The organism is Hyphomicrobium sp. 802 (genome assembly GCF_000526135.1).
Classification (GTDB): domain Bacteria; phylum Pseudomonadota; class Alphaproteobacteria; order Rhizobiales; family Hyphomicrobiaceae; genus Hyphomicrobium_B.
This window is the reverse complement of sequence record NZ_JAFM01000001.1, coordinates 2,636,026-2,648,944: the sequence shown is the minus strand read 5'-3', so window position 1 is coordinate 2,648,944 and position 12,919 is coordinate 2,636,026. Positions and strand designations below refer to the sequence as shown.

Sequence of the window (12,919 nt, the reverse complement as noted above, 5' to 3'; positions counted from 1 at the left end):
ATGGGGCGTTGGCGACGCTGGAGACGGCGAAACTGGGCATCCTTTGTTAAGCTTGCGCTGGTTTTAACTTTGTTTGCCGCAGTCATCGTCAACGGCCACCGCCACTGGAACACGCGGTGGCACCGTGCCGACCCGGCCGATCCCTATCCGCCAACGGTCACCGGCTATGGAGATCCTATTGACGGCGACAGCCTATGGGTCGGCAAAGAAGGGGTGCGCCTCAAAGGCATAGACGCGCCGGAATGGCGACAAGGCTGCGAGAAAAACGGCACGCGCTGGGATTGCGGGGCGGCGGCGCGGGACGAACTGGTCCGTGCTATTGGCGATGATGACGTCACCTGCGCCATCGAAGAACGCGACGTCTACGGCCGAATGCTGGGTCGCTGCTCAGCTGGCGGCCGCGATCTTAATGCGCAAATGATCGTCTCCGGCATGGCAGTCGCCTATGGCGCATACTGGGACGAGCAGGCCGTCGCGCGTGCCGAGCGCAGAGGAATTTGGGCCGGAGCTTTTGAAGAGCCGCGCGATTGGCGTCGCGAGCACGCCTCCGGGGATGACAGGTGAACCATGCACATCATCGAGACACACGCCGCTCCGAGCCCCAGACGCGTGAACATATTCCTGGCCGAGAAGGGCATCGTCGTTCCGCGCGAGGAACGCGATATGATGACCGAAGACCTTAAAAGCGGCGACTTTGCTAAGCTCAATCCCTGGCATCGCGTTCCGGTTCTGGTTCTCGATGACGGGCGGACGATTTCTGAGACCGTCGCAATCTGCCGTTATTTCGAGGAGATAAAGCCTGAGCCGCCGCTGTTGGGCGTCGGTGCCATCGGCAAGGCCGAAGTCGAGATGTGGAACCGGCGCGTCGAGCTGGGTTTGTCGAGCGCTGTGTTCAGTGTTTTCCGCCACCTTCATCCGAAAATGGCCCATCTCGAAGTGCCCCAGGTCGCGGAGTGGGGGGAGGCTAATAAAGAGAAAGTTGCATTCGAACTTGGCCGCCTCGATGCCCGCCTTGCCGACAGCCGCTTTATCGCTGGAGACGATTATACGATCGCCGACATCACGGCTCTCGTCGCCGTCGATTTCATGCGGCCCGCCCGCCTCGGCAGACCGGATGTGTTTGCCAACGTTACGCGTTGGCACGGAGAGGTTTCAGCCCGGCCGAGCGCAAAAGCTTGACGTCCATCGGACGATACGTGGAAAATATTACCAATCATCACGTTGACAGACAGAATATATAGAATAATAATCTCAAAACGCGACGCGAAAGCGTAAAATGTTGTTCTCTTGGCCAGGGCGGTGCCGATGCTCGACGAAATGGACGTTAAAATCCTGCGCATTCTGCAGCAGGATTGCACGCGCCCCGTTGCTGACATCGGCAAGGAAGTCGGCCTTTCGACGACACCCTGCTGGCGGCGCGTGCAGAAGCTCGAAGAGTCGGGCGTCATCCAGCGCCGGGTCGCCATTCTCGATGCGCAACAGGTGAATGCCGGCGTGATGGTGTTCGTCTCGATCAAGACGGACAAGCACTCGCTCAACTGGCTGGAAAAATTTCACGCCGCTGTCGCGGAATTTCCCGAAGTTGTCGAATTCTATCGGATGTCCGGGGAGATCGACTATCTGCTTCGCGTCGCGGTGCCCGACATCGCGGCCTACGACGCCTTCTACAAAAAGCTGATCTCGCGCGTCGATATCGCCAAGGTGTCGTCGGCCTTCGCGATGGAGCAGATCAAATACACGACCGCCCTTCCGCTGCAGTTCGCGATCACCGAGCGTTCGGGAAAGAGCGAGCGCGCCGAAGTGTAAGAGCCTAGCCGTCAGTCCGACGTTTTGGGTTTGAGGCGCGCGATCAGGCTCGATGTATCCCAGCGGCTCCCGCCGTGGGCCTGAACGTCCGCATAGAAACCGTCGACGACTTTTGCCACCGCCAGATCGGCGCCGTTCGATTGTGCTTCATCGAAACAGATCGCGAGATCCTTGCGCATCCAGTCCACGGCGAAACCGAAGTCGAATTTGCGCTCGTGCATGGTCTTCCAGCGGTTGTCCATCTGCCACGATTGCGCCGCGCCCTTCGAGATCGTCTCGATCAGCGCCGTCACATCCAGCCCGGCGCACTCGGCGAAATGGATCGATTCCGCCAGCCCCTGGACGAGCCCTGCGATCGCGATCTGGTTGCACATCTTGGCAAGCTGCCCTGATCCGGAAGGTCCCATGAGACGGACAGCGCGCGCGAAGCAAGTGATCAGCGGCTCAGCCTTCTCGAATGCGCTTTTGTCGCCGCCAGCCATGACGGTCAGCACGCCGTTTTCGGCGCCCGCCTGGCCACCCGAAACGGGGCAGTCGAGAAATGCGAAGCCGCCGGACTGTGCCGCCGCCGCCAGTTCCCGTGCGACCTTGGCCGACGCTGTCGTGTGGTCGACGAAGATCGTGCCCGCACCCATGGACTGAAAAGCGCCGTCTGGGCCGGTCGTGACGCTGCGCAGGTCGTCGTCATTCCCGACGCACGCAAACACCACCTCGCAGCCACGCGCGGCTTCCGCTGGCGTAGCAGCGACTGTGCCGCCGAACTGCTGCTGCCATTTCTGGGCTTTGGCGGCAGTCCGATTGTAGACGACGACATCATGGCCGCCGCGCGTCTTCAGATGCCCAGCCATGGGATAGCCCATGACGCCGAGACCGAGCCAAGCCACCTTCGCCATATTGTCTGTTCCTGTTCCGCTTCGCCGTGCGTCTCATCCGACCACGGCGGCTGATGACAAAAAGCAACGCCGGGATCAACTGCCATTGTCCCGGCGTCTGCTCGACTGATGTTGCGAAGAGACCGCTAGTAGCGGCGGTTCTGAGCGGCCCACGGGTTGCCGCGGTCAAATCCGCGCACCGGCTGAGCGCTCGCGATGCAGATGACGCCGTTGCGCCGGTCCTTGTGGCAATTGACGTTCTTTCCCACGGCAGAACGCCACTCGGAAAATTCCGGGCCATAACGGTCGGCAACCTTGCTGCGCCAGCCCTGGATTGCGGCCCGGCGGGCATCATCCTGCCGAACGCTTAGGGGAACACCGTCATCGGGGGCCGAGGCTTGGACTTCGATCCGCGGCATGGTGCCGACATCTTGAATCGGCGGTCCGCCCACGCCGCGCGGCGGTTGAACTGACGGTGGAGGCGATCCACCACCGTTCCGGGCAGGCGAAAAGACATCTTGGGAGGGAGAGTAGTGGCCCCACGGCGACGAATAGGCGTCACCGGCAGGCGCGGGCGCATTGCCGCTGCTCTGATAGGCATCGGATTCACCAGCTTGGTAGGGAGGCGCCGCCGCGCCTCCGACGCCGGGAGGCGAACTCTGATGGTTCGGCGTGTAGCTGTCCGGCGGCGGGTCGGTCGGCTGGCCGCCGGTATTGTTGACCCCCCTGTAGGGCGTGTATTCGAACGTCTGCGCGCTTGCAGGCAGGGCAAAGCCCACAAGCAGGGCCGCCACCGCGGCAATCGACTTCAGGGGCAGACGGGCCATTTACGTTCTCCGGACGGCGAATCGGTGGAAGTTATCGCCGGTAGATGCACGGGCCTGAGCAAATGCTGAATGGCGACGGGCCAAAAGCTGGTAGCGCCACGCTGCCGAGCAATATGCTAAGGAAAGACCTTCCATTAAACCTCCCGGACGATAATGACAAATTTGGCGAAACTTGATTCCCGGCCCCTATCCGTAACCTATGGCGATGTGGTCCGCGCGGCAGAGGCGATCCGCGGGGCCGTCGTTCCGACGCGCTTCGAGCCAAGCCGAACCCTCAGCACCCTTCTCAACGCCGAAATCTGGCTGAAGTTCGAGAACTTGCAGTTCACCGCGTCCTACAAGGAGAGGGGGGCCTTAAACAAGCTCCTGTCGCTGTCGGACGTCGAGCGGCAAAATGGTGTGATCGCCATGTCGGCCGGAAATCATGCCCAGGGTGTGGCCTATCACGCCCACCGTCTCGGCATCCCGGCAACAATCGTGATGCCGGCTTCGACGCCCACCATCAAGGTCGAGAACACCCGCAGCCATGGGGCCGAAGTCATTCTCGAAGGTCAGACGCTGGAAGAATCCTACGCCTTCGCCGTCGCCTATGGGGCCGAGCGCGGCATGACCTTCGTTCATCCGTTCAATGATCCGGCCGTGATTGCGGGGCAGGGAACGGTTGCGGTTGAGATGCTTGCGGTCGCGCCCGACCTCGATGTGCTGATCGTGCCGATCGGCGGCGGCGGATTGATCTCGGGCATGGCTGTCGCCGCGAAAGCGATCAACCCCAAGATCAAGATCATTGGCGTCGAGGCGCAGCTCTACCCGTCAATGCTCAACGCCGTGAAACACGCCTCGTTGCCCATCGGCGGCGATACCCTCGCGGAAGGCATCGCCGTCAAGACGCCAGGCAGCCTGACGCAAGAGATTGTCGAAGCCCTGGTCGACGATATTCTGCTCGTCTCAGAAGCCGATCTCGAACGCGCCGTGTCACTACTGATCACGATCGAGAAGACGGTCGTCGAGGGCGCAGGCGCCGCCGGGCTCGCCGCGTTGATCGGCGCGAACAGGCTTTATAAGGGCCGCAAGATCGGTCTGGTTCTCTGCGGCGGCAATATCGACACGCGGCTGCTGGCCAGCGTTCTGACGCGCGAGCTTGCCCGTGACGGCCGCCTGTCACGCCTTGCCATCGACCTTCCCGACCGGCCCGGCCAGCTCGCCAAAGTCGCGGGCGTGATCGGCGGCGTCGGCGCCAATGTCGTCGAAGTTTATCATCAGCGCGTTTTTACCGACGTTCCTGCGAAAGGCACCGAGCTTCACCTCGTCATCGAGACGCGCGATCGCGCGCATCTCGATCTTGTCGTGGCCGGGCTGAAGGCGGCGGGCTATTCGGTGATGGTGAAGAGTTCCACCGGCGCCGGAGCGCCCTGACCGCCAGAAAACAACGCGCAAAAAGAAGGGCCCTCGGCTTTTGCGGAGGGCCCTAAGTGGATCGTTGGATCGGGGAAGAGTCGGATCGAAATTGACGAGGCATCGAAAATATTGCGGCTACCTCGAAGTGAACTGGACGGGCAGCGGAAATTTCAACTTGGTGTCGTCTTGAAGCTTATTGAAAATGAGCGCGCCGATCAGAAGTCCGCAGCTTGCCAGAAAACAAATCGCCATACCGGCACGCGTTAAACGATCGACCGTGGAGTTTTGATCACTGGCTGCCTTGAGATCCATCGCACAAGCCCGCCTTCAATCTATTGAAGTAAGCTTCTTGTAACCGACTTTTACGAGGCGGTCGATTTTGGAGTCTTGCGATGACTAATCGCTATACGGTCGGATTAACGAACTGTTTACACCTGTAAACAAGGTGTAAACCCGCGCTCCGATTTGGCATGCCAATAAGTGGGGACGGACCGCCGGTTGCCACGTTACAGCCGCGCCTCGGCTCTAGGGATGCGCGAAGATACGGCGGCCAGAGGCGGTCTTGAGCCTGGAAGACGGAACACGAGAGACGACGTGCAATTCGAAGACGTGTTGTTTTATGCGCGGCTGCTGGCGGGCCTGCTGACTTTCGCCTGTTTCGGCGCGCTCGCTGCCGTCGCGGCGGATCGGCAAGCCGCGTCTGCGCCTGTCACGTCGCCCGCATCGTCTGCGGTGCCGCCGCGCCCCGAAGAGCCGCTCGCCGCGAAGGCCTATAGCATCCTCGATACCTACTGCGCGCGCTGCCATCAGACGGGCAAGCTTGAACGCCCGCTGGCGTCAGGCGGCCTCGCGAACATTCTCGATATCGACGATGTGGCGCGCGATTCCATTTTGGTGAAGCCTGGTTTCCCCGACGCCTCGCGTCTGTACGACGTTCTGGAAACGCGTCATGCACCGCTCGATGTTTTTATCAGCGCCAACGCGGCGGCGGAACCGCAGCCCGACGACATTCTCGCCCTTCGCCGCTGGCTGAAGGATCTTCCCGATTCCGCGCAAACGTGTCCGTCGCGCCGGCCGATCAGCCTTCCCGACCTCGACAAGCTGATGCGGGACGCTCAGCATCTGGAACGCGAGCAGGGCAAGGATGTCCGCTTCATTTCTCTCGCCCACCTCTACAACGCGTGCGCGACACCGGACGAAATGGCGGCATATGCGGCCGCACTGAACAAGCTGATGAACGCGCTCTCTTGGGCGCCCGAACCCGTGAAGCTGACGCCGCTCGATGCGGCTGGAACGGTGCTGTCGTTCCGGCTTTCGGATTTCGGCTGGGACGCGGCGCGCTGGGCGATGATCGAAGACGCCTATCCGCCCGCGCTCGTTCACGCCGTCGCGCCGGACATTTTAAAAACTGCGCAGACGAAAGCAGTCATCGTCAACGGCGATTGGCTTGCCGCTGCCGCAGGCGAAACGCCGCTTTATTACGGTCTTCTTGGCATCCCGCAGAAACTATCCTCTCTTGCCGCCATGAACGGTGCGAAGATCGACGACGATATTCGTGCCGGCTCCGTCCGCCGCATTGCCGTTCGCGAGAGCGCAGTGACGCGCGGCAATCGTTTGATCGAACGTCACCCCGGCGATCATGCGGGACTGTGGCTGGTCTACGACTTTGCGACCAGCACCGGCGACCAGAACGTTTTCGATCACCCGTTGGGCCCCAAATCCGCAACCAGCGCTGCGTCGCCCTTCAAGACGGATGAAGTCCGCGCGCTGTTCGCGCTACCCAACGGCTTTTATGCGTTCGCGCTCTACGATGCATCGGGCAACCGCATCGATCGGGTCCTGCCGGGCATTGAGAAGCCATACGCGGGCGATGAAGCCAACGCCGTCGAGCCGACAACGAAGGCCGGCACCGATTGCTTCGCTTGCCATACCGAAGGATTGGTCAAAGCCAAGGATGATTTCAGACCTGCCGGTCCAGTCGATATCTCATCTGCACCGATGCCAGCCGACCGCCGCACCGCGCTGCCGCTGTTTGGCACGGACAGCGAAAATGCGCTCCTGATGCTTGGCGGCACGGATCGCTTCCGCGCCGCCGCCAAATCGGTCGGCGTCGATCTCAACCTTCGAATTCATGGCGAAGAGATGGTTTCGGGTCTTGCTCGCCGCTATCGCGAAGGCGCTGATTTTGAGGTCGCGCTGTCCGAGACGGGCCTCGAACGCAAAGACTTCCTGAAAGAGCTTTCAAACGCCAAAGGCCAAGCCGCGCCGCTCGCCCGCCGCCTTCTGCACGGCGTGCTGTCGCGCGCGCAGCTCGAACAGCTGTTTTCGCTGCTCAAAGGCATGGACAAGCCGAAGCAGACGGCATCCGCCGGGTTTCTGCGCGAAGTAAAGACAGACATTGGGCTCAGCATGTGGCTCGATAAGCCACGCCCGGTTCCCGGCGATCTCGTGACGATCAAGGCCGAAGCCGACAACGACTGCTACCTGACGATCATTAGCGTCGATGCCGAGGGCGTTGGGACCGTGCTGTTTCCGACCGATTTCCAGCACGACAATCTGATCAAGGCCGGAAAGCCGGTCAGTATCCCGTCGGCCGATGCGCCGTTCCAGCTTCGCTACAAGGCAACGGGCAGCGAGACGATTCTAGGTCGCTGCTCGACCAGCGCCACCCCGCCGGTCGGCATTGAGCACGACTTCGTGCATCAGCGCTTCACGGTACTCGGTAACTGGGAAAACTTCATTCGCGACACGCTCGTCACCGATTGGGAGATGCGCGCCAACCCGGAAAAGGCCGAGCGCGCCCGCATCGCCCGGGCTGGCGCCATCAGCCGCCGCGAAGCTCAGGGCGAGCGCATCGAGCCACCGCGGCCCGACATCGTGACGGACCGGCCACTCCGCGACGGCCGCGCAGTCCTCATCCTCGGCCTTCGCTGACGTCTCGAACGCGGCGCCAAATGCCTGAAAACAGGGCGTTTCGTAAAACTGTCGCAAACGGTAGGTGCCGAAACGCATCGCTCTGTATGCCAATTGCATCCCGCCACTCGCGTTCGGGAGAGAATCCGACAACCCTAAAAAGCGTTTGGGTTCGGAAAGGCTTTACAGAGGGAGCCGAGGTACCTAAATGCACCCCTTCAACATTGTGTCCAGAGCCGACATCGCTCGGCTGCCGCGCGCGAAACCGGATAGCGCTTCCTCAGGAGGTTCTTTCGCGATGGAGAAGTTTGCCACCGCCCTCGAAATGGTGACCGAGATGAAGCCGGATCTTCCGGTCTTCGCCGCGCGTCCCCACGCTGCGGGCCGTGCCGCTCGGTGGTTCATCAACAACTTTCCGGGCGAGGTCGCTTACGCTTACAAGGCGAATAGCTCCGTCTTTCTTCTCGGCGCGCTTTACGGTGCGGGCATCAAGCAGTTCGACGTCGCCTCCGTCGCCGAGCTTGAGGACGCCGCAACGATCCCCGGCGTGCGCCTGCACTTCATGCATCCGGTGAAGTCGCGCTACGCCATTCGCCGCGCCTACTTCGATTACGATATCAAATGCTTCGCGCTCGACACTGAAGACGAGCTGCAGAAGATCATCGAAGAGACGGACGGCGCGAAAGACCTTGAGCTGTTCGTGCGCGTCTCGGTTCCGGCCAAGAACAGCCGCGTGCCGCTTGAGCACAAGTTCGGCATCTCCGGCCAGAAGGCGCAGCGCCTGCTCGTCAAGGCGCGCCAAGTCGCTGACGAACTCGGCATCACCTTCCATGTCGGCTCGCAGACGACGACGCCCGACGCCTACGCGATGGCGTTCGAGGAAGTAAAAAAGCACATCGTCAAGGCTGGCGTGGTGGTCGACGCGATCGATATCGGCGGCGGCTTCCCGTCGCGCTACACCGACAGCGTGCCCGCGCGGCTGTCCGACTTCATCGAAGTCATCAAAGCGTCGATGGCGAAGATGCCCGTGACCGAGGATTGCCGCTTGATCTGCGAGCCCGGCCGAGCGCTCGTCGCCGAAGCCGAAAGCCTGATCGTGAAAGTCGATCTGCGCAAACCGGGCAACCAGCTTTTCATCAACGACGGTTCGTATGGTGCGCTCTTCGACAGCGCGCATTTGGGCTTCGTTTTCCCGGTGCGCCTCATTCGTCCGGGCCTCGATCCGAACGAGCCGCTGGAGCCGTTCGAGTTCTGGGGACCGACGTGCGATTCCATCGACCACATGAAGGGGCCGTTCATGCTGCCCGCTTCGGTGCGCGAAGGCGATTACATCGAGATCGGTAATCTTGGCGCCTATGCCCGCGCAATGGGCACGCGCTTTAATGGATACGGCGAATACATCGACGTCATCCTGCAGGACGAGCCGATGTATTCGATCTACACGGAAGATCTCGAACCGATCGCGCGCAACGCCTGATAGTCGGTTAGGCATGGAAAGCGACAACATCGCGGATGTCTACCGCGAGTACATTGCGTGCCTGAATAATCGGGACTGGGACCGGCTAACTGCATTCGTTGCCGACGACGTGACGCGCAACGGCAAGCTGCTGAGGCTTTCCGGCTATCGAGACATGCTGGAGCGCGACGTCTCGGAAATTCCCGACCTCCGATTCCACATTCTGCTGATGGTTTGCGAACCGCCCTTTGTTGCAAGCCGTCTGGGCTTTGATTGCACGCCAAAAGGCAGTTTTCTCGGGCTCACCGTAAACGGCTGCAGGGTGTCGTTCACCGAGAACGTCATCTACGAATTTCAGAACGCGAAGATCCAGCACGTCTGGTCGGTCGTAGATAAAGCTGCGATTGAGGCTCAGATCAAAGTCTGAGCCTCTTAAGCAATCGCGTGACCTTAGTTCGACGCCTTCGCGAGCGCGACCAACTTCGGCTCGGCCCGATAGTTCTCCGGGAACAGCCGCTTCAGATTGGCGACCTTCGGCAGGTCGTTGATCACGATGTACGGATAGTTTGGGTTCAGCGTCAGAAAATTCTGATGATAGTTCTCGGCCGGAAAGAACGTGCGGCCGGGCTCCACCGTCGTGGCGATTTTGTCTGGGAAGATATGCGCGGCATCGAGCTGTGCGATGTAAGCCTTCGCGACATTCGCCTGTTCCGCCGTCATCGGAAAAATCGTCGAGCGATACTGCGTGCCTGAATCCGGCCCTTGACGGTTGAGTTCGGTCGGATCGTGCGCCACTGAGAAATAGATCTGCAGCAGCTTACCGTAGCTGATCTTCTGCGGATCGAACGTCACCTGCACGGATTCCGCGTGGCCCGTCGCGCCTGTGCCGACGATCCGATAGTGCGCATCCTGCGCGTCGCCGCCGGTATATCCGGAGACCGCATTCTTCACGCCGGAAACGTGCTGGAACACGCCCTGAACGCCCCAGAAGCAGCCGCCTGCCAGCACGGCCGTTTCAAGATGCGCGCTTTGAGGTGCGGGCTCATCGATGGCGGGCGGCGGCACGCGCATGCCTTCCTCCGCATCGACGCCTACGCCGCCGACCGTACTCAGAACAAAGACGGCAGCCGCAACGGTGACGATTGAAAAGAAAATGCGGTCGGACCGCAAAAGAGATTTGAACTGGATTGCCATGGACGTCTCCGGGGGGATTGGTCGTGTGCTTCCGCACACTCCAATGCCTACGTCTGCCGTGCGCAATCCGTTACGCGAGCGTCCGCGGTAACGTCTTGTTGAACCTTACCGCTCGCACGCGGAATGTGCCCCGGCGGCTTTAAAAAGCGGCCGAGGCGACACGAGATAAATTGCGTTATCGCGATATGCGCGAGATCTTCGACCCTTCGAGCGTCAAATTATACATGAGCCCCTTGGGGTCGAGGATGAAGCCGACGACCGGGCTCGTGATCTTGTTGGTGTCGATTGATCCGCCGACGCCGACCGTGATGATTGCCACCGAAGCGTCTGCGCCGACCTTCCATCCCGCGGTTTTGCGAAACTGGTGAAGCGCCTCGGGCGTCATGAACGCGATGATGACCGATCGCGCCTGCACGCCGATCTGAAAGCCGAACGAGCCCGAAACGGTATTGTAATAACCGGCAGTGCGGCCGCCGATCAGCAGCGCGCCTTCGCCATATTCTCCGCCGATGCCGAAGCCCGCCTTCACGACGGACGGAAACACCAAAATACCGACAGCCTTGTGCGCCAGTTCGCGCGCGCCGCCGACCTGGCGGAAAAATCGCTGCATGGTCTCATGCACGCCGGCATCGATCTCTGGTCCCGATTCTGCGCGGCTTGCTGGCGACGCTGCGACGAGCGCGAACCACGCGACGAGCGCCACGCTAAGGTGTCTGATGAACATGTTTTGTCTCCCTCGTGCCCCGACCGACGCTTGCCTGCGCTTCATGGCCGAATTTCGCTTGCGGGCCAAAAATTTCGGCCCACGGATTAAGTCGGCGATTAACGGTGTTCGGCCGCAAACACAAATGCCGGACGCTGATTTTCCGGCAAGGTGAGACTATTGGGAAGGGCGGGCCATCATACGATGAGGCCCGCGTCCTTGGGGTGGAAGGCTATTGGATCGTCAGCCAGATCAGCGCCATAGCTGTTGCGCCGGCAGCCAGACTGACCGGCAGGAGCGCGATCTGAAGCAGGGCCTCGCGTCCGCTGACGAGGCCCGTCGCGATGTCGACTCGGCCGTGGAGAAACTGGTGGAAGCTGCGACGCTGCCCGGCTGCGCGGTCATTCGCGGCGCTGCTGGAATTATAGGCGCCGAGAGTAATACCGCCGAGATACATCGCCGAGATGATCGTCACGATGGCGACGGCCAGACCAGTGTGGAGGTCGAACGCGCCAAAACACGTCCAGCTCAAAACCAGAAACCAAGCGCAGGAGGCGAGGCCGATGACGAAGGGCGCCGGATGCACGGAGAGGTCATAGCTCGGCACGGCTTCGGTCGTTGGCACATGCGAGGCGGTGACCGGGCGGGGCCTTTGAGGGAGCCAAACCTCGGCTTGGCGAGGGAAGCGATCGTTCAACAGCGAAGTAAAGGCCATGAGACTGTTCCTTCTTTCGTTCGTCTCCCGGAACGGTCACGCCCCTCGGCGTCGCTCCGGCCATGAACGAAAGATCGACAGTCCCGACCCATAAATCCAACGTATTGGTCCAATTGAACCAATTTGGAAAAGAGATCGATTGAAGGCATGTCGGCCGCGCGTAGGCGCGCCCAGCAGGTGCTACCGCTTTGAGACCACAAGTTTGGCGAGTGGAATTGGGTGCGCCTGATCCACGTCTATCGCATCCCGCGGTTCGCGGCGGCACCTATCGAGAGAGAGCGTAAAATATCGATCGACAATTAGAAGGATATGGTGGGCGGTATAGGGATTGAACCTATGACCCCACGCGTGTGAAGCGTGTGCTCTACCGCTGAGCTAACCGCCCGATTTGGGAACGGCCCTTATGCGAGGCGGCGGATCGCGCTGTCAAGCCGCAAACGGGCCGCGATCTGGGCCGGAAAGCCGCGGACGGCGCATCACGGCTTGGTGGCAGGAGCAGGCGTCACCGTGGCGCTGGCGAGGATGGCCTCGATCGTAGCACGGCTGGCGTGACCGTCGGCCAATGCGCTCTTGGGTGCATAAGCCGTGACGATCGCGGCGCGGCCCTCGCCACCAATGACAAGCAGGAACCGTGTCTCCGGCCCTTGCGCGCCCTTGGCATCGGCAGTGACAAACGTATACGCGTCGGTCCGCTTCAAGCCGCCGCCCTCGACATAGGCCGGATCCGTGAAGCCGAGACTTTTCAGATAATCGAGGAACGCAGGCCCCTTGAATTCGTGCAGCGCTTCGGGCGGCAACGGCGACGCCTCGACGGTAATGCCCGACGCGTACTGATGGATTGCCGGTACTTGGCCCGCCACATTCTTGAAGTCGTCAGCCACCTCGACTGAGACCGGGCCGACCGTCGCCGTCTTCGCGAGTGCTTCGGACGCCATGACCAATGACAGCGCCAAAGCCGCGAGCAGAGCAGCAGCAAGGCGAACGAACGGGAATGTCGCGGGCATGTAAAACCTCAAGGCTAGGAACGCCGATCTCGCC

General features: G+C 61.2%; 13 protein-coding genes and 1 tRNA gene. 7 read left to right on the top strand and 7 right to left on the bottom strand.

The genetic code is table 11. From position 1 onward, the window contains the following. The 3 genes from HYP802_RS0113310 (at position 1) to HYP802_RS0113300 (ending at position 1,806) form a co-directional block, all read left to right on the top strand. A complete protein-coding gene (locus HYP802_RS0113310; protein ID WP_013947939.1) occupies positions 1–564 on the top strand; it encodes a thermonuclease family protein in 564 nt (187 codons plus the stop codon). A 3-nt stretch (positions 565–567) separates the two neighbouring features. Beyond that, positions 568–1,179, top strand: a complete 612-nt coding sequence (locus HYP802_RS0113305; RefSeq protein WP_013947938.1) for a glutathione S-transferase — start codon at positions 568–570, stop codon at positions 1,177–1,179. Positions 1,180–1,305: 126 nt separating this feature from the next. Beyond that, positions 1,306–1,806 carry an Lrp/AsnC family transcriptional regulator gene (locus tag HYP802_RS0113300; RefSeq protein WP_013947937.1) on the top strand — a complete coding sequence of 167 codons (501 nt, stop codon included), beginning with the start codon at positions 1,306–1,308 and terminating at the stop codon, positions 1,804–1,806. Positions 1,807–1,817: 11 nt separating this feature from the next. Here the strand turns inward: HYP802_RS0113300 and HYP802_RS0113295 are convergent, their stop codons facing one another. Both HYP802_RS0113295 and HYP802_RS22925 read right to left on the bottom strand, forming a co-directional pair. Next, positions 1,818–2,699: an NAD(P)-dependent oxidoreductase gene (locus HYP802_RS0113295; RefSeq protein ID WP_013947936.1), complete on the bottom strand. Its 882-nt coding sequence runs from the start codon at positions 2,697–2,699 to the stop codon at positions 1,818–1,820. A gap of 125 nt (positions 2,700–2,824) precedes the next feature. Continuing rightward, a complete protein-coding gene (locus HYP802_RS22925; protein ID WP_013947935.1) occupies positions 2,825–3,505 on the bottom strand; it encodes a hypothetical protein in 681 nt (226 codons plus the stop codon). A gap of 153 nt (positions 3,506–3,658) precedes the next feature. Here HYP802_RS22925 and HYP802_RS0113285 point away from each other — a divergent pair, with 153 nt between their 5' ends. The 4 genes from HYP802_RS0113285 to HYP802_RS0113265 all read left to right on the top strand — a co-directional run bounded on the left by HYP802_RS0113285 (position 3,659) and on the right by HYP802_RS0113265 (position 9,696). Continuing rightward, positions 3,659–4,918, top strand: a complete 1,260-nt coding sequence (locus HYP802_RS0113285; protein ID WP_013947934.1) for a threonine ammonia-lyase — start codon at positions 3,659–3,661, stop codon at positions 4,916–4,918. Between the two features lie 576 nt (positions 4,919–5,494). After that, on the top strand, positions 5,495–7,834 hold the full coding sequence (locus HYP802_RS0113275; RefSeq protein ID WP_013947932.1) for a DUF4384 domain-containing protein: 2,340 nt from the start codon (positions 5,495–5,497) through the stop codon (positions 7,832–7,834). Positions 7,835–8,111: 277 nt separating this feature from the next. Then, entirely contained in the window at positions 8,112–9,290 is a 1,179-nt protein-coding gene (locus HYP802_RS0113270) for a decarboxylase (RefSeq protein WP_013947930.1), read from the top strand. Between the two features lie 13 nt (positions 9,291–9,303). Next, entirely contained in the window at positions 9,304–9,696 is a 393-nt protein-coding gene (locus tag HYP802_RS0113265) for an ester cyclase (protein WP_013947929.1), read from the top strand. Positions 9,697–9,719: 23 nt separating this feature from the next. On the opposite strand, the gene msrA is transcribed toward HYP802_RS0113265, so the two are convergent. From msrA to HYP802_RS0113240, 5 genes are all read right to left on the bottom strand, one after another. Beyond that, the gene (gene msrA, locus HYP802_RS0113260) at positions 9,720–10,463 is read right to left on the bottom strand and encodes a peptide-methionine (S)-S-oxide reductase MsrA (protein WP_024275900.1); all 744 of its coding nucleotides are present in this window, start codon (positions 10,461–10,463) and stop codon (positions 9,720–9,722) included. A gap of 175 nt (positions 10,464–10,638) precedes the next feature. Continuing rightward, positions 10,639–11,187, bottom strand: coding sequence for a YSC84-related protein (locus tag HYP802_RS0113255; protein ID WP_013947927.1), 549 nt, complete (start codon positions 11,185–11,187; stop codon positions 10,639–10,641). 211 nt (positions 11,188–11,398) lie between these two features. Continuing rightward, positions 11,399–11,881, bottom strand: coding sequence for a hypothetical protein (locus HYP802_RS0113250; protein ID WP_013947926.1), 483 nt, complete (start codon positions 11,879–11,881; stop codon positions 11,399–11,401). Between the two features lie 310 nt (positions 11,882–12,191). Beyond that, positions 12,192–12,266 (bottom strand) — tRNA-Val (locus HYP802_RS0113245). 91 nt (positions 12,267–12,357) lie between these two features. Beyond that, entirely contained in the window at positions 12,358–12,885 is a 528-nt protein-coding gene (locus tag HYP802_RS0113240) for a hypothetical protein (protein ID WP_013947846.1), read from the bottom strand. Positions 12,886–12,919: the final 34 nt, after the last annotated feature.

What these genes read in the sequence shown, in the direction of transcription:
- HYP802_RS0113300 (WP_013947937.1), top strand. Translation starts at nt 1,306, where the DNA reads ATGCTCGACGAAATGGACGTTAAAATCCTGCGCATTCTGCAGCAGGAT.
- HYP802_RS22925 (WP_013947935.1), bottom strand. Translation starts at nt 3,505, where the DNA reads ATGGCCCGTCTGCCCCTGAAGTCGATTGCCGCGGTGGCGGCCCTGCTT.
- HYP802_RS0113270 (WP_013947930.1), top strand. Translation starts at nt 8,112, where the DNA reads ATGGAGAAGTTTGCCACCGCCCTCGAAATGGTGACCGAGATGAAGCCG.
- HYP802_RS0113255 (WP_013947927.1), bottom strand. Translation starts at nt 11,187, where the DNA reads ATGTTCATCAGACACCTTAGCGTGGCGCTCGTCGCGTGGTTCGCGCTC.
- HYP802_RS0113310 (WP_013947939.1), top strand. Translation starts at nt 1, where the DNA reads ATGGGGCGTTGGCGACGCTGGAGACGGCGAAACTGGGCATCCTTTGTT.
- HYP802_RS0113265 (WP_013947929.1), top strand. Translation starts at nt 9,304, where the DNA reads ATGGAAAGCGACAACATCGCGGATGTCTACCGCGAGTACATTGCGTGC.
- HYP802_RS0113250 (WP_013947926.1), bottom strand. Translation starts at nt 11,881, where the DNA reads ATGGCCTTTACTTCGCTGTTGAACGATCGCTTCCCTCGCCAAGCCGAG.
- HYP802_RS0113240 (WP_013947846.1), bottom strand. Translation starts at nt 12,885, where the DNA reads ATGCCCGCGACATTCCCGTTCGTTCGCCTTGCTGCTGCTCTGCTCGCG.
- HYP802_RS0113285 (WP_013947934.1), top strand. Translation starts at nt 3,659, where the DNA reads ATGACAAATTTGGCGAAACTTGATTCCCGGCCCCTATCCGTAACCTAT.
- HYP802_RS0113295 (WP_013947936.1), bottom strand. Translation starts at nt 2,699, where the DNA reads ATGGCGAAGGTGGCTTGGCTCGGTCTCGGCGTCATGGGCTATCCCATG.
- msrA (WP_024275900.1), bottom strand. Translation starts at nt 10,463, where the DNA reads ATGGCAATCCAGTTCAAATCTCTTTTGCGGTCCGACCGCATTTTCTTT.
- HYP802_RS0113305 (WP_013947938.1), top strand. Translation starts at nt 568, where the DNA reads ATGCACATCATCGAGACACACGCCGCTCCGAGCCCCAGACGCGTGAAC.